Annotated in this window: 12 protein-coding genes; all 12 read right to left on the bottom strand. The window is 65.1% G+C overall.

Annotated features, from left to right (window positions below):
- Positions 1 to 9 precede the first annotated feature (9 nt).
- The 12 genes from ABIC94_RS03000 to ABIC94_RS02945 all read right to left on the bottom strand — a co-directional run bounded on the left by ABIC94_RS03000 (position 10) and on the right by ABIC94_RS02945 (position 15,292).
- Positions 10 to 357, bottom strand: coding sequence for a hypothetical protein (locus ABIC94_RS03000; protein WP_354371204.1), 348 nt, complete (start codon positions 355 to 357; stop codon positions 10 to 12).
- A gap of 53 nt (positions 358 to 410) precedes the next feature.
- Positions 411 to 2,804: a type VI secretion system Vgr family protein gene (locus tag ABIC94_RS02995; protein ID WP_354371203.1), complete on the bottom strand. Its 2,394-nt coding sequence runs from the start codon at positions 2,802 to 2,804 to the stop codon at positions 411 to 413.
- A gap of 20 nt (positions 2,805 to 2,824) precedes the next feature.
- The gene (gene tssH / locus ABIC94_RS02990; protein WP_354371202.1) at positions 2,825 to 5,578 is read right to left on the bottom strand and encodes a type VI secretion system ATPase TssH; all 2,754 of its coding nucleotides are present in this window, start codon (positions 5,576 to 5,578) and stop codon (positions 2,825 to 2,827) included.
- Positions 5,575 to 6,723 (bottom strand): type VI secretion system baseplate subunit TssG, encoded by a 1,149-nt coding sequence (gene tssG, locus ABIC94_RS02985; protein WP_354371201.1) that lies wholly within the window; start codon positions 6,721 to 6,723, stop codon positions 5,575 to 5,577. The genes tssH and tssG overlap by 4 nt, the downstream gene beginning before the upstream one ends.
- Positions 6,720 to 8,591, bottom strand: coding sequence for a type VI secretion system baseplate subunit TssF (gene tssF, locus ABIC94_RS02980; RefSeq protein ID WP_354371200.1), 1,872 nt, complete (start codon positions 8,589 to 8,591; stop codon positions 6,720 to 6,722). Before tssF ends, tssG begins: the two co-directional genes overlap by 4 nt.
- The gene (gene tssE / locus ABIC94_RS02975; protein ID WP_354371417.1) at positions 8,591 to 9,121 is read right to left on the bottom strand and encodes a type VI secretion system baseplate subunit TssE; all 531 of its coding nucleotides are present in this window, start codon (positions 9,119 to 9,121) and stop codon (positions 8,591 to 8,593) included. The genes tssF and tssE overlap by 1 nt, the downstream gene beginning before the upstream one ends.
- Before the next feature lie 29 nt (positions 9,122 to 9,150).
- On the bottom strand, positions 9,151 to 10,017 hold the full coding sequence (locus ABIC94_RS02970) for a type VI secretion system accessory protein TagJ (RefSeq protein WP_354371199.1): 867 nt from the start codon (positions 10,015 to 10,017) through the stop codon (positions 9,151 to 9,153).
- Positions 10,018 to 10,135: 118 nt separating this feature from the next.
- Entirely contained in the window at positions 10,136 to 10,618 is a 483-nt protein-coding gene (locus ABIC94_RS02965) for an Hcp family type VI secretion system effector (RefSeq protein WP_354371198.1), read from the bottom strand.
- Positions 10,619 to 10,665: 47 nt separating this feature from the next.
- On the bottom strand, positions 10,666 to 12,174 hold the full coding sequence (tssC, locus tag ABIC94_RS02960) for a type VI secretion system contractile sheath large subunit (protein ID WP_354371197.1): 1,509 nt from the start codon (positions 12,172 to 12,174) through the stop codon (positions 10,666 to 10,668).
- Positions 12,175 to 12,192: 18 nt separating this feature from the next.
- On the bottom strand, positions 12,193 to 12,762 hold the full coding sequence (gene tssB, locus ABIC94_RS02955) for a type VI secretion system contractile sheath small subunit (RefSeq protein ID WP_354371196.1): 570 nt from the start codon (positions 12,760 to 12,762) through the stop codon (positions 12,193 to 12,195).
- A 104-nt stretch (positions 12,763 to 12,866) separates the two neighbouring features.
- A complete protein-coding gene (gene tssA, locus ABIC94_RS02950) occupies positions 12,867 to 13,970 on the bottom strand; it encodes a type VI secretion system protein TssA (protein WP_354371195.1) in 1,104 nt (367 codons plus the stop codon).
- 134 nt (positions 13,971 to 14,104) lie between these two features.
- Entirely contained in the window at positions 14,105 to 15,292 is a 1,188-nt protein-coding gene (locus tag ABIC94_RS02945; protein WP_354371194.1) for a fumarylacetoacetate hydrolase family protein, read from the bottom strand.
- Positions 15,293 to 15,341 lie beyond the last annotated feature (49 nt).

Genomic DNA, 15,341 nt, shown 5'->3' with positions numbered 1-15,341 from the left:
GTGCGTCGCTCACCGGCGTGCCTGGTCCACGGCCACCTCGTGCGTCCCTGTGTCCACGCGGACCTTGATCGTGCGTCCCGGCGAGAACTCAGCCTGCTTCACGGGACTGATCGGCGTGGTGATCGTCGTCTCGAAGCTACCGGTCGAACCATCCACCCGAAGCGTCAGCCGGGTCAGGATGAAGTACCTCGCGACGCGGTTGCCCGTATCGTAGGTATCCAGGACCACCGCCGTCGCAGGCTCACCCCTCTTGCGCACTTCGTCGGCTTTTCTCTCTCCGGCAAGCTTGCGGACCACTGCTCTCTGGAGGACGAAGAACGCCGCCAAGGCTGCCAAGGCAAGAGCGACCCATTTCATCGCCTCTAGCATTTCGCTTCTTCGCCTTTTCAATGGGTGTGATTCAGCCACGCCTAAGTGATCAACTTGAGGATTGGCGCTTCCAAATCCATGCCTTGGTTCGAGAAATGGAAGAACGACTGCGTTGTCGTGAATCCAGCAAAGGTGACGGAAGTCGTAGCCCATGTAAAGGAATGGATATAGGTGAAATCCGCTTTTGCCCAGCTATAGGCCATCTGCCTGTCGTTGTGAAACTCGGCATAACCGTTGTACAGCTCCATGGAGCCATTCTTCGACCAGCTCAGGCCCGTGGTTTCCGTCTCTCGCGAAGGCGCGGTGTCGATCACGTGTGTGCGGTTCGTCCGCCTGACGTTGTCGCCTTCGAGCAGCACATCCCCTGCGGAAACGATGTTGATGTCACCCTCGGTGGACTCGATACGGATGCTTGTGGCTTTGCCCACGTAAGGGCCGGTGACCGTGGAGTTGTGAAAGCTATGGATGGTCTCCTCCAGTCCACCTGTCACGTCGTCCTTGCCGCCACCGCCCAGGATTTTCCGATCCCACCCGGTCTCGTAGCGCTCCCACCGCTTCCCCGCCCAGGTTTCCAGCCGCGAGTCGCCTGTCCTGACGTGCTCGGTCATTCCCTCCTTCACGTCCACATGCAGGGCCTTGTCGAAGGTTTCCTGGCGCAACCCAGCCTTGACCTCAACCGTTGAAGTGCCGGTTTGCACGGTCTCCGTGGCACCCTTGTCGGTCGTGATCTCGATGCCATCCCTGAAAAAATGCTCGGTCAATCCGCCCGACACCTCGAGCTTCGAGCCGGTTTGGTACTTCGCATGGTCGAGGCCCGCTTTGACTGTCGTGGTGCGCGCCTCCCCAACGGTCAGCGTTTCGTTTCCGGTGATCGTGGTCGTGCGATCGCCGGCGATGGTGTCCCTCTCGTCCGCTTCCACATCGAGTTCAAAATCCTTCTCGGCATGAATCCGCACCAACTCACAGCCCGGCGCATCGTCCAGGATGAACTCGTTGGCATTTGCCGGCGTGCCGTCCTGGCTGCGGCTCACAAAGCCACTCACGGTGACCTTCGCCGGCAACTCGAGCGGCGGCATCTGGTCGGAGTTGTAGACGCGGCCGATGATGATTGGCCGGTCAGGATGGCCGCCGATGAAATCGACGATCACTTCCTGGCCCTTGCGCGGATGATTGACGGCGCCGTAGTTCGAGCCTGCCCAGGCACTGGAAACGCGCACCCAGCAGGAGCTGTTCTCGTCGCTCTTGCCGTAGCGGTCCCAGCGAAACTGCACCTTCACGCGGCCGTACTGGTCGACCCAGTACTCCTGGCCCGCCTTGCCCACCACGGTGGCGGTCTGCGGTCCGTTGGTTCGGGGCATCGGCGTCACGCGGGGCGGGCGGAACGCGTAGGAGGTCGGCTGTACCGCGAAGCTGAAGCTGTAGTGGCTGTCGGCCGCACCGCTCTCGTAACCGCCTTCGCGCAGTGAATAGGCCACCGACACGATCAGGTATTCGCGGTTGTCGTCCTGCCGCGGACAGTTCTGCATGGTGAAGCGGTAGCCCGGCGCCATTCCGCGCACGCTGCAATGGCCGACGTCGCGCTCGGCTTGCGACTGCGCCTCTTCGAGCCGGATGCGCGAGTAGTGATCGCCCTGCTCGGCCTCGCTGAAGCCGCCCAGCCATTCGTAGATCTCATAGGTGTCGTGCGGATTTCCGCGCGGCTGGCTGCGCATGCCCATGAGGTCGGCCTTCGACTTCTTGAAGTCGTAGTCGTCCACCACGTAGGTGCCGGGGCGGATTTCCTCGGTCACCTGCCATTGGTCGATCACTTCCTGGAAAGGTTCCGGGTCGCGGTCCGCCGCAAGATAGCTGATCTTGGGATAGCCCGGCAGGGTTTCGTGCGCGCCGATGTCGTCCGCGAGCACCAGCGTGTGCTGGTTCTTCTCGTGCTTGAAGTAGTAGTAGATGCCCTCGTGTTCCATGAGGCGGCTCACGAATGCGAAGTCGGTCTCCTGGTACTGCACGCAGTACTCCCACTGGCGGTAGGTTCCGCTGAGCTTCTTCTCGAATGCGAAGTTGTAGTCGGCGAACACTTCCTCGAGGATGTCGACGACCGACTTGTTCTGGAAGATCTTGCAGTCGCTGGTGCGCGTCAGGTACCAGAGCCAGGGCCGCACGGTGGCGCGGTACAGCACATAGCGCGAACTGCCCGCCTCCTTGCCGACCATGGTGAAGCGAACGATCTGCCCATTCAGGAAGCGAGGCTCGCCGGCCGTCAGTATCTCAAGCGAGAGCGGCTTGCCCAACACCGACTTCATGTCGAGGGATACGCTCGGGCTCACCAGGTCCACCTCGAACTCGAACAGCTGCGACAACCCCTCGGCGCCATGCATCGAGCGGAACATCAGCTGGTCTTCTGCCAACGGCGTGTGGGCTTTGACAACTCTGGTGGCCATGGCTTACTCCCTTTCTTCGCTTAGCGTTCGGAAAATTCGTACTGGAAGTCGTCACCCGCTGCAGACAGCCGCACGCCGGCGAGCTTGCGCGCGCTGACCGTGGCTCCGATGACTTCTTCGCTCAACCGCGGAAGGATGGTGTGCGTGAGGATCGCATCGATCATCCGTCCGCCCGACTCTATGGCTGTACAACGGCGTGCCACCAGTTCGACGGCGCTGTCGTCGTAGTCCAGCGCGATGCCGTGGTTCGCATCGAGGCGAGCGGCAATACGGTCGAGCTGAAGGCGAATGATGCGATGCAATGCATCGGCGTGCAACGGGTAATAAGGCACTACAACCAGCCGGCCCAGCAGCGCCGGCGCAAACACCTTGAGCAGCGGTTCGCGCAGCGCGGCCGCCAGCGGCTCGGGGTCGGGGCGCAGGGTCGGGTCTTCGCACAGCTGCATGACCAGGTCGGTGCCGACGTTGGAGGTCATGATGATCACGGTGTTGCGAAAGTCGATGTGGCGGCCCTCGCCGTCTTCCATCCAGCCCTTGTCGAACACCTGGAAGAAGATCTCGTGCACGTCGGTGTGCGCCTTCTCGATCTCGTCGAGCAGCACCACGCTGTAGGGCCTGCGGCGCACGGCCTCGGTCAGCACGCCGCCTTCGCCGTAGCCCACGTAGCCGGGCGGCGCGCCCTTGAGCGTGGAGACGGTGTGCGACTCCTGGAACTCGCTCATGTTGATGGTGACGAGGTTCTGCTCGCCACCGTACAGCGCTTCCGACAGCGCCAGCGCGGTCTCGGTCTTGCCGACACCCGAAGGGCCGCACAGCAGGAACACGCCCACCGGCTTGTTCGGGTTGTCGAGCCGCGCACGCGCGGTGCGGATGCGCCGCGAAATGGTCTCCAGCGCATCGGGCTGGGCCACCACGCGAGCCGAAAGAATCTCGCCCAGGCGCAGCACCGACTGCGCGTCGTCACGCACCATGCGGCCGATGGGAATGCCGGTCCAGTCGGCCACCACGGTGGCGATGGCCTGCGCATCGACGGCAGCGAGGATGAGCGGCGATTCGCCCTGCAGCTGCACGAGCTTGTCCTGCGCCTCGTTGAGTTCGGCGCGAATCTCTTCGGGTGGCCGCTCAGGTTCGGACAGCACGACCTCGGCCTGCGCCGATGCTTCGACATCGTCGCCTTCCACCTCGCTTTCCGCTCCGTCATCCGGTGCGGCCTCTGCCTGCACCGGCACGGCCGCGGGCGACAGCAGCTTGCGCAGTGCCACGATGCGTTCGACGAGCACGCTTTCTTCCAGGCGCCGCTGCTCCAGCAGGTCGAGCTCGGCCTGCGCCGCAGCCACCTGGGCCGCGATGTCTTCGACGCGCTGGTGCTCACCCACGCCGATGGCCGCCTCGCGCCCGGCAATGCCCGATTCGATGCCGAGCACCTCGATGCGGCGTTGCAGGTCTTCGATGGCGGCGGGCAGCGCATGCTGGCTCAGGGCCACGCGCGCGCAGGCGGTGTCGAGCAGGCTCACGGCCTTGTCGGGCAGCTGGCGCGCGGGAATGTAGCGGTGCGAGAGGCTCACGGCCGCCTCGAGCGCGGCGTCGAGAATGAGCACGCCGTGGTGTTTTTCCAGCTCCGCCGAAATGCCGCGCAGCATGATCACCGCCTTGGGCTCGGTGGGCTCGTGCACCTGGATGGTCTGGAAGCGCCGCGTGAGTGCCGGGTCTTTCTCGATGTACTTCTTGTACTCCGACCACGTGGTCGCGCCGATGGTGCGCAGCCGCCCGCGCGCAAGCGCCGGCTTCAGCAGGTTGGCCGCATCGCCGGTACCGGCCGTGCCGCCCGCGCCGACCAGTGTGTGCACTTCGTCGACGAACAGCACGATGGGCTTGGGGCTTTTCTCGACTTCGTCGATCACCTGGCGCAGGCGTTGCTCGAACTCGCCCTTCACGCCCGCGCCGGCCTGCAGCAGCGTGGGGTCGAGCACCCACAGCGACACATCCTTGAGCGACGGCGGCACGTCGCCAGCGGCAAGGCGCGAAGCCAGGCCCTCGACCACGGCCGTCTTGCCCACGCCGGCTTCGCCAGTGAGCAACGGATTGTTCTGGCGCCGGCGCATCAGGATGTCGATGATCTGGCGGATCTCGTCGTCGCGACCGTAGACCGGATCGAGCTCGCCCGCGCGCGCCTTGGCCGTCAGGTCGCTCGCATACTTGGCAAGGGCCGAGCCGCCCGCCGGAGCGCCGTCGCCCTGATGTGCAGCCGCCGGTGCGCCGCCGCCCGCGCCCACGCTGCTTGCGGCATCGAAGTCGTCCTCGGGCGAACCTTCGGTCCACGCGGGGAGCTGGGCGATGAGAACGTCGGGCACGATCTTGTCGAACTCGCGCGAGATGCCTGAAAGCACCTGCCGCAGCCCCGGTGTCTTCACGATGCCCGCGAGCAGGTAGGCCCCGCGGATCGAGGTGGCTTCGAAGCGCAGGCTGGCATACACCCAGGCGCGTTCGACGGCGTTGTCGACATGCTCGGAGATGTCGCTGATCGACGTGGCGCCATGCGGCAGGCGGTCGAGCGCGCGCACGAGGTCCTGCTCGACCGCATCGATGTTCAGGCCCGCGCGCTTGACGATGCGCAGCATGTCGCTGTCCTGCAGCTGCAGGATCTGGTGCAGCCAATGCACCAGCTCCACATACGCATTGCCGCGCAGTTTGGCGAACGCGGTGGCGGTTTCCAATGCCTTGTAGAGCATCGGGTTCAATTTCGAGAAAAGAGAGACGCGGCGAATATCGGTCATAAGGCCAGGGAAGAAGATTCAGCCGCCACGGAAGCTGCCGATGCGGAACGGGAAAACAGTGCTTCGGGCTGGAACAGCATGTCGCCGGCATCGGTGTCCGAGAGGCGCGTGCCGAGCCAGCTGCCCCAGCCCAGGCGCTGGTCGCTGCTCAGCTGCATGCCGCGGGCTTCCTGCTTCTTGAGCACGAGCCGGAGCTCCCAGGCAAACTCGATGCCGATGTATTGCCGCACCCAGTCGACCACCTGCTGGAGCCGCTTGCTGCCCGGCAAAAACTCGCGGAACTCGTCCTGCGAAAGCGGCCCCAGTTCGAGGCGGAACTTGCTTTGCGCATCGCGCACCGCCAGGCCGATGGTGGCACCGCCGCCGAGCTTGTGGTTGCGCCCGAAGAGGCCAAGGCGGCTCACCTGCCGCTCATCGATCATCACCCAGTCGCTCACGAACTCATCGACGCGCACCGGCACGTCGAAGTACAACTTGAGGATCTGGATCAGGCCTTCCGGGTTGCGCGTCTGGCGCACGAGGTGCCCGGCCATGAAGGTGCGCGCATGGTCGGCGATGCGGTCGCGCTCCTTGAGGCCCGGCTGCCCCATGTTCATGAGGCTGGCCACGTAGTCGACGAAGCGATGGCCGTCGGGGCGGTCGAGGCTGTTGACCGACTGCGCATCGGCCCAGGCCCGGTAGAACAGCAGGATCAGCCGGTGATGGAACAGGTCGGCAAAGGCGCTGAGCGTGTCGTCGCTGTGGTGCCGCTTGCGCTCGCGTGCGTACTCGGTCAGGTGCAGCGGCAGCGGCCCGTTGGGACCGAACAGGCCGAAGCCGTAGATCGAGATACGCGGCGGGCCGTCGCCGTCGACATCGACACCGGAAACATTCGACGGCGCAAACGCCATCGACGGCTCTTGCCCGAGGCGCAGCGGCTCGTCGAGCGGGCGCGGCGCGCGGCCCAGCAAGGGATGGCCGCCTTGCGCATCGAGCCGGCGCAGCAGCATGAAGAGGTCGTGCTCGAAAGGCTGGTCGACGAGGCCGGCCCACAAGACAGGGTCGGCCTCCGGTGCGCCGCGCCGCGCCGTGTTGACAGGCGCGCCTGGTGGATCGGTCACCGCCGGCGGCGCCGGTGAATCGTCGGTGAAGTCCAGGGCACTCATACGGCGGGGCGGCGTCCAATGCGCGGCATCCACCGCGCGATTTCTCCGCGCTGCAGGCTGGAGAGCGCGAACTCGGTGAACGCGTTGAGCGACACATGCCGGCTGAAGAACTGCTCCAGCACGGCGCCGAAGAGATAAGGACTCGAACCCGAGAAAGCGACCTCGTCGATCTTCAGCGCAATTTCCACGCCGCGCCCGAAGACGATCGGGCCCGGCTCGGGCAGTCGCCGGAACACGGGCGCCAACGCCATCGAACGCACGCCCTGGATCTGCCGGCGCACCGACGGCTCGGCCAGGTTGCCGTACAGGTCGAGCATCTCGCGCAGGGCAGCCGCGCCTTGGTTGGCATCGACGTCGGTCAGGCTCAGGTAGTTGAGCCCGAGGTGGCTGATCAGGCGCCAGGTGAGCGCGCCTTCCGCCAGCGCGGGGTACGGCCGCGACGGGCCGCGCAGTATGCGCACGGCGCGCACGGGCGCGGAAACGCGCAATGTGAAATCGGACTCCAGCCCGGTCGGCAGCAGCAGTGGCAGGTCGCGGTTGGTGCACAGCGCATCGATCGTGATGTGCCTCAGGCTGTGCGGAAAGGGCGCGTCGTGCTGGTCGACCAGCGACACGTACACCTCGCTGCCGGTGTAGCTGGTGCGCGTGCCCTGCGCGCGTGCGCGGTCGGACACCAGGCGCGGCTCGCGGCGCAGCGAGAAGTACGAACCGAAGTCGCCGTCGTCGGCCGCGAACGATCCCAGGAAGGGCCTGAACTCCCGCTCTTCCGAACCGCTCGCCATGTGACCCGTGACGCGCTCGACGGTGAATATCTCGAAGTCGCGCGGGCGCGTGCGGTCGATCACCGCATGGTGCTCGTGCTGTCCGGGCCCGACCGGAATGCGGTCGCTTCGGCGCGGCACCAGGTTGATGATGGGCGTGCAAAACAGCGAGAAATGCCGCGCATCGACGAGCCGCTCCAGGTCGCCGTCGGCGCGGTCGAGCAGGATCACGATTTCCATCGTGGTGCCGCTCATGGCTGCGGCCGCGGCGCGCAGGTTCTTCACGCTGAAGAACAGGTAGCGGTCGGGAAAGGCGAAGTACTCGTGCAGCAGCCGGTAACCCTGGAACGAACGCGCGTCGTAAGGCAGCAGCGACTGGTCGGGATCGAAGCCTTCGTGGCGAATGGCCTCGTCGCCCAGCGGCACGATGCGCGCCGTGCTGCCCGGGCCGCTGCGGCACACGGTGCCCACGCTGTGGTGCACCGCCAGTTCGAGCACGCGCAGCGCATGCAGTTCGGCGCCTGAAAGAAAGAACTCGAGCCGGTCGAGCGGCATCTCGGCAAACCTGGCGCCGCCCACCGCTTCGAGCTTGATGGTGATCGCGCTCTTGGCCTGCCGCGCAACGGCCGGCATGGCGTGTGCGATTTCCGCCGGCACGGGGCCGATGCTCGCCTCGGTGATCTTGATGGGCCACAGCGTGACCGCGTGGCCGGTGCGAAATTCACAGGCCGTCTGCTCGCCCTTGATCATGCGGCCGCGCAGGATGGTGTGGCGCGGCAGTTCGTAGCCGGCCTTCAGCGAGCCTTCGTTGAGGTTGCCGTCGATCTGCACCACGCCCATCGCGGGCAGCGGCGCAAGAAAGTTCGGGTACACCACCTCCAGCAGCCGCTGCGAGAAGCGCGGAAACTCCGCATCCATCTTGAGTTGGATACGCGCCGTAAGAAAGCTGAAGCCTTCGAGCAGCCGCTCCACATAGGGGTCGCTGACCTCGATGCCGCGCATGCCCAGCCGCCCGGCAATCTTCGGGTAGCGCTGCGCGAACTCGGCGCCGAGCTCGTGCATGTAGGTGAGCTCGCGGTTGTAGTAGTCGAGCAGCCGCGCGTCCATCAGAGCCCTCCCGTCGGGCGCAGGATCATGTGGCCGCTTTCGAGATCGAGCTCGGAGCGCAGGATGAATTCGATGGGGTAAGGCACCGACCACAGCGTGCCGCGAATCTCGAGCGCGAGCAGGTTGTGGTGCTCCAGGTCGGTGGCATCGGTAACGCAGCGCACGTCGATGCTGTCTTTCATGATGCGCGGCTCGAAGTCGATGATGGCGGCGCGGATGGCGGCCTCGACGTCCGTGAAGTCGACCTCCGACATGCGTCCGCCGGCCCAGCCGCGCACGCCGTAGTTGACCACCGAGCGCCGCGCACGAGGCATGGCGTTGATGGTGTGGTCGGCGCCGAAATTGGTGGTGTTGAGCAGCCATTGCAGGTCGCGCAGCACAGAATCGCGCAGCAGCTTGCCGCTCATCAGGAACGCACCCGCGCGCTCCTGGCGGCTTTGCGGCTGCTTGTCGGTCAGGCGGTCGAGCAGCACCGGCTGCAGGCGGTCGCGTGCAACGCTCTCTTGCTGGTCGCCGTCGGCGATATCCATGGCCGAACGGCTGGCGGGCAGGAGGGAACTCACTGCGCAACATCCTCCGCGGCGGCGAACTCGACAAGCCGGATGTCGAGCAGCGAATGGTCGCCGGCTTCGCTGATCAGCGTGCGCTGGCCTGTGCCGGCGTACTGCTCTTCGCCGGCCAGCGGCTGCCAATCGGTGCGGCGGCCCAGCATTGTTTCGTCGTCCAGCGCCTCGAGCGCGCCGGGGTAGCGGACCGGCACCAGGCCGTTGAGTCCACGGCCGTCGTGCAGCACGATCTCGGCCGGCGCCCAGAGCAGGTCGACCAGGTGCTGCGGACGGGAAAACTTCAGGCGCCGCACCGCCGGCAGCGGCAGCCACGCATAGCCCGAAGGCGTGAGGAGCTCGAGCACGGCGCCAATGCGCACGTCGCCATCGCAGAGCCAAGCGAACTCGCTGCTCTCCACCGGCTCGCCGTCGATCGCCTGCACGGCGCGGGAGTCCGATCGGTCGACGCAGCTCAAGGTGCCTTGCAATGCAGGCGCGGCCTGCCGCGCGTCTTCGCGCAGGTCGGCCGCTTCGGCGGCCTGGGCGACCGGCAGCGCCGCGGCGGCAATCAGCCCCGCGACCCAATCGGCCTGGCCGGCAATGACGGTCGGCGCACGGCCGCCGTTCCAGAATTCGGTTCTGTGACGCTCGGCGGCCAGGGCCATCGCACAGGTGGCACTGGCCGGAGCGAAGGAAGGATCGATCTTCGCGGCGAGCTTGAGCTGGTCTTCAGCCCGCTGCCACTCGCCCCGCAGCGCGAGAAAGTGGCACAGGGCAAGCCGCAGGCTGGCGTTCTGGGGACTCGCGCGGATCTGCCGCTGTACCCATTCGGTGTGCTCGGCCACGGAGCGCTCGCCCAGCACTGCAAACCCATCGCCCATGAAACTTCCTCATTGACTCGCACACGGCCCTCGGGCCGTCGGTGAATATTTGCGGGCGACCGGCCCGCGGCACGCCGCAATGCGGCGCGCGCGGGTCCGGTCGGACACCACAGGAAAATCAGGATTCCTTGTTTTCCTTGATGTTCCAGGCCAGCACGGTTTCAGCGCCCTTGCCGCCCTTGTCGGTCTGTTCCCAGTACTGCTGCTTGACCTTGGCGGCCTGGAATGCGAACTGCACCAGCACCGCATCGCTGCCCTGCTCGGCCGTGTACTGCACCGAGGTCACCAGCACTTCTTCCAGCGTGACGCGCGTGTACTCGATCTGCGAGCCGCCCGCCTTGCACACCGACACTTCGACCTTGCTCAGGTGCTTGCCGCTGGCGCAGTTCTTCATGACGGACGGGGCCGCCTTGTCGATGCGCGCAAGAACCTGCAGGTCGTTGAAGCTCGCCTTGCCCACACCGCCGCCACCGCCGCTGACCATGTTTCCAGGCTGCGTCGCTCCCCATGCAAACGACTTGATATCCGTCCAGTCCTTATGGTTCGAGTCCTTGGATTCGCCGTTTGCGCCCTCAACGCGCATGAACATGTCTACTGCCATGATTAACCCCCAAAGTTATATATGCCCGATTGCGGGACACCGTTGAACTAGCTGCTGTCCTTCTTGTTGGATGGCAGCTTCGAAACCAGCCGCAACGACACCGTCAGCCCTTCGAGCTGATAGTGCGGCCGGAGAAAAAACTTGGCGGCGTAGTAGCCCGGGTTGTCCTCGATGGCCTCCACCTGGACTTCCGCCGCCGCCAGCGGCTTCATTGCCTTCGTATCCTGGGACGACGTGCCTGGGCTGCCGTCCACGTAATTCATGATCCAGTCGTTGAGCCAGCGCTCCATGTCCTCGCGCTCGCGGAACGAACCGATCTTGTCGCGCACGATGCACTTCAGGTAGTGCGCAAAGCGGCAGCATGCGAACAGGTACGGCAGGCGCGCCGCCAGGTTGGCATTGGCCGTGGCGTCCGCGTCGTAGTACTCGGCCGGCTGCTGCAGCGACTGCGCGCCGATGAAGGCCGCAAAGTCGGAGTTCTTGCGGTGCACCAGCGGCATGAATCCGTTCTTGGCGAGCTCGGCCTCGCGCCGGTCGCTGATGGCGATCTCGGTCGGGCACTTCATGTCCACGCCGCCGTCGTCGGTCGGGAAGGTATGGGTCGGGAGGTTCTCGACCGCACCGCCCGACTCCACGCCGCGAATGGACGTGCACCAGCCGTACTGCTTGAACGAGCGGTTGATGTTCACACCCATGGCATAGGCCGAGTTGGCCCAGGTGTAGCGGTTGTGCAGGGCCGAATCGGTTTCTTCCTCGAACTCGAACTCGTCGACCGGATTGGTGCGCGCGCCATACGGCAGGCGCGCCAGGAAACGCGGCATGGCCAGGCCGATATAGCGCGCGTCTTCCGATTCGCGCAGCGAACGCCATGCGGTGTGCTCGGTGTTCTGGAAGATCTTGGTCAGGTCGCGCGGGTTGGAGAGTTCCTGCCACGAATCCATCTGCATCACGGTGGGCGATGCACCGGCAATGAAGGGGCAATGCGCGGCCGCGGCGATCTTCGCCATTTCGCCGAGCATCTCGACGTCGGGCGGGCTGTGGTCGAAGTGGAAGTCGCCGATGAGCGCACCGAAGGGCTCACCGCCGAACTGGCCGTATTCGTGTTCGTAGATTTTCTTGAACAGCGGGCTCTGGTCCCAGCCTATGCCCTTGTGGCGCTTGAGCGAGCGCGCCACTTCGCGCTTCGACGCGCACATCACGCGGATCTTGAGCTGTTCGTCGGTCTCGGTGTTGTTGACCAGGTAGTGCAGGCCGCGCCATGCGCCTTCGAGCTGCTGGAAGTCTTCGTGGTGAAGAATCTGGTTGATCTGCTCGGACAGCTTGCGGTCGATCTCGGTGATGATCGCCTGCACGGTGCGGTAGGCATCGTTCGAGATGGTGACGGTGCTTTCGAGCGCCTGCACCGCCAGGGTCTTGACGGCGCTTTGCACCGCCTCGCGGGCCTGGTCGGTCTTGGGCTTGAACTCTCGCTGCAGCAGGTCGGAGAACTCGTTGGGCGCCAGCGCATCGATGGTGACGGTCTGCGCGCGCGCTGTCTGTTTGGGTGCGGTGCTCATGATGGAGGTCCTGTCGGCTTACTCGGAAGACGTGCCGGGGGCGCCCGACTTTTCGTTCGCCGCTTCCACCGCCTTGGCAACGGCGGGATTGGGCGCAGACGCGAGCGACTTGAGCAGCTCCGGGTTCTGCAGCGCCTGGGCAATCAGCTGCTCGGCGCCGTTCTTGCCGTCCATGTAGGACAGCAGGTTCGAAAGCTCGGTGCGCGCTTCGAGCAGATGCTGCAGCGCGCCCACCTGGCGGGCAATGCGCGCGGGCGAGAAGTCGTCCATGCTGTCGAAGGTGATGTCGACGTTCATCTGCCCTTCGCCCGTGAGGGTGTTGGGCACCTGGAAGGCCACGCGCGGCTTGATCGACTTCATGCGGTCGTCGAAGTTGTCGATGTCCACGGCCATGAAATCGCGATCGGCCAGGTCGGGCATCGGATCGACCTGCTTGCCCGCGAGATCGGCGATCACGCCCATCACGAAGGGCAGCTGGATCTTGCGTTCGCTGCCGTAGATCTCGACGTCGTACTCGATCTGCACGCGCGGCGCGCGGTTGCGCGCGATGAACTTCTGTCCACTGTTTCTGACACGGTTGTCTGCCATAAGCTTCCTCTTGAATCTCTATGCGTGTGGGTCGGAGCTGACTCTGTCTACATTTGAACCTGCGTCTCGCGCTGTCTTGCCTGCCTTGCTATCGGGCGGTACCTCTACTCGGCGCCATTGCTCAGGGGTCGCCCCGCCAGGCTTTCAATCTTCTGCAAGCCCTCGGGCACGAGTTCTTCGATGATCTGGAAGAAGTTGAGGTCCAGCAGCCTTTGCGCTCTTCGGATGAGCATCGGTGCCGGGTGGCTGGGCTCGGTGCGCTCCATGTACTGGCACGCCTTTTCCAACAACACCTGCACATCATCACGATTCGATATTTCAATATCTTTAATGCTTGCCGGCCGCTGGCCGCCGGACGTGCCGTTTGCGTTTGCGTTTGCAGCACCTGCGGCGCTTTGGCCCGCTGACGCTGAAGCGGGTTGCGCCGTGTCATGGCCATCGGCAGCCTGCAACGCTTCGGCCGCCGCCGGCCGGGCCTGTTCGGGCAGCAGCTGGGCCACGGTGCGAAGAGAGCGCTCGAGCCTCGAAAAATCGGGCGCCCAGCTTTGTCCGAGCGCTCGCTCCGAGGTCTCGCGAATTCGCTGCAGCAACTCCAGCGCCGCGTGCAATGCCATCACCGGCGGCGCCGATTTCTCCTGCGCGCGGCGCGCCGCCTCCCGCAGCCGGCCGATGCCGCCGGGGTAATCGATCTGGTCGGCCTTGCTCGAATCGAGCAGCGCCTCGATCTGCCGCAGGCTCATCGACGCACCGGCGTCTTCGAGCAGGCGCGCATCGCGCACGCTGCGCCCGAGTCCCTCGGCTTCGGCCAATGCGGCCAACGCATTCATGCGTGGCAGCGGGTCTTCGAAACCCTCATCGACAACGCGCGGATGCACGTCGTCCCAAAACTTTTGCAGAACGCCATCGACCAGCCGCAGCCCGTCGACGTAGCCGGACAGCCCTCGGTTTTCGGTCCACGCCAACGTCAATGGAACCAGCACGCGCAGATCACGCGTGCGCTGGCACAGCTGCTTCGCAATGCGTTCGACGCGAGCCCAGTCGGGCGGCTCGGCAGGGATGATGGTGGAGCCGAACTGCTGCTCCCGTTTTCCGGTCGTTGCTTGCTGCAACGCCATGAAGTCGGGGTCGTATTCGAGGTCTTCGCCGCACGGAAGCGGGCCTTCAACAGGCGACTGCAGTAGTTCGATCTCGCTCGGCGACAACCCCATCTCCCTTTTATTAACAACCATCAACAATGGTTATCTTGAGGGGAACGCGAAGCGCGGTCAACAGCAACACATTGCTACGTGCTGCCTATGAATTACAAAGGAGTACAACTCCTCTTAAAGCGTAGAAAGAACGGTTACAGCAATCCGCGCCCACCAAGATTGCGCATCAGTGCGCTTAACCCAAAAGTCCACCGGGGCGCCTGATCCGAATGGACCACGCGATTCACGAGAGCGCCGAGTTCCGGTGCGGCGATGCGTACGCGGTCACCGACGACATGGGTGAATCCTTGCCCAGGACCGTGACGGTCTTGTGTCGGCGCGAACATCGTGCCCAGAAACAACATGAGGCCGTCGGGGTAGTCGTGGTGCACGCCAATGGCCTGCGAAACCAGGTCGAGCGGGTCGCGGCTGATCTTCGAGAGCGAGCTCGAGCCTTCGAGCTTGAAGCCTTCGGGGCCCGTGACTTCGAGCGCCACCGTGATGCGGCGCACGTCGTCGATGCCGAAGTGCGCATCGAACAAACGGATGAACGGACCGATGGCGCAGGAAGCGTTGTTGTCCTTCGCCTTGCCGAGCAGCAGCGCACTGCGGCCTTCGAAGTCGCGCAGGTTGACGTCGTTGCCGAGCGCCGCGCCCAGCGTTTGGCCGCGGCTGTTGACTGCAAGCACGACTTCGGGCTCGGGGTTGTTCCACACTGAAGCGGCATGAATGCCGATGTCGGCGCCAGTGCCCACCGAAGAGAGAACCGGAGCCTTCGTGAAGATCTCTGCGTCGGGGCCGATGCCCACTTCGAGGTACTGCGACCATGCGCCCTGCGCCAGCAGCACCTCCTTCACCTTTGCGGCCTCGGCCGATCCCGGCACGATGCCCGCAAGGTTGTCGCCGAGCACGCCGCCGAGCGCCGCGCGCGTGGCTTCGGCGCGCGACGCATCGCCGCGCGCCTGCTCTTCGATCACGCGCTCGAGCAGGCTCTCGACGAAGGTCACGCCGCTGGCCTTGATGGCCTGCAGGTCGCAGGGCGCCAGGAGCCAGGGCTTCGCTTCGTCGCGCGCGGTTGCGTCGCTGTTGGCAATGGCCTCGTCGAGCGAGGCGATGCGCGGGGCCTGGCCGCCCTGCAGCGCGCGCCGCACCGCGTCGGAGGGCGATTCCTTCGCTTCGAGCAGGTCGCTCATCGTGGGCGCAAGCTGGGAAAGGTCGTGCAGCCCGCCCTCATGGACGGCCACCAGCACCGGCCCGACGCCGGGTTGCCAAAGGCGGCCGACCAGCGTGGCACGCGCGGCGTCTTGCGGGAGGCTCGAGGAGGTGTCGAGGTTCAGCGGCATGGAGTTGTCTCTCTTCGGTATGTAAGTAGGTGATCGTAGCGCCGGGCTT

The sequence above is a fragment of the Variovorax paradoxus genome (genome assembly GCF_040544635.1).
GTDB classification, from domain to species: Bacteria; Pseudomonadota; Gammaproteobacteria; order Burkholderiales; family Burkholderiaceae_C; genus Variovorax; species Variovorax paradoxus_R.
Note: the sequence above shows the minus strand (reverse complement) of the source record. Positions and strands in the feature narration are given on the sequence as shown.

Excerpts from the sequence above, each read along its gene's own strand:
- ABIC94_RS03000 (WP_354371204.1), bottom strand. The coding sequence starts at position 357 with ATGAAATGGGTCGCTCTTGCCTTGGCAGCCTTGGCGGCGTTCTTCGTC.
- ABIC94_RS02995 (WP_354371203.1), bottom strand. The coding sequence starts at position 2,804 with ATGGCCACCAGAGTTGTCAAAGCCCACACGCCGTTGGCAGAAGACCAG.
- tssH (WP_354371202.1), bottom strand. The coding sequence starts at position 5,578 with ATGACCGATATTCGCCGCGTCTCTCTTTTCTCGAAATTGAACCCGATG.
- tssG (WP_354371201.1), bottom strand. The coding sequence starts at position 6,723 with ATGAGTGCCCTGGACTTCACCGACGATTCACCGGCGCCGCCGGCGGTG.
- tssF (WP_354371200.1), bottom strand. The coding sequence starts at position 8,591 with ATGGACGCGCGGCTGCTCGACTACTACAACCGCGAGCTCACCTACATG.
- tssE (WP_354371417.1), bottom strand. The coding sequence starts at position 9,121 with ATGGATATCGCCGACGGCGACCAGCAAGAGAGCGTTGCACGCGACCGC.
- ABIC94_RS02970 (WP_354371199.1), bottom strand. The coding sequence starts at position 10,017 with ATGGGCGATGGGTTTGCAGTGCTGGGCGAGCGCTCCGTGGCCGAGCAC.
- ABIC94_RS02965 (WP_354371198.1), bottom strand. The coding sequence starts at position 10,618 with ATGGCAGTAGACATGTTCATGCGCGTTGAGGGCGCAAACGGCGAATCC.
- tssC (WP_354371197.1), bottom strand. The coding sequence starts at position 12,174 with ATGAGCACCGCACCCAAACAGACAGCGCGCGCGCAGACCGTCACCATC.
- tssB (WP_354371196.1), bottom strand. The coding sequence starts at position 12,762 with ATGGCAGACAACCGTGTCAGAAACAGTGGACAGAAGTTCATCGCGCGC.
- tssA (WP_354371195.1), bottom strand. The coding sequence starts at position 13,970 with ATGGGGTTGTCGCCGAGCGAGATCGAACTACTGCAGTCGCCTGTTGAA.
- ABIC94_RS02945 (WP_354371194.1), bottom strand. The coding sequence starts at position 15,292 with ATGCCGCTGAACCTCGACACCTCCTCGAGCCTCCCGCAAGACGCCGCG.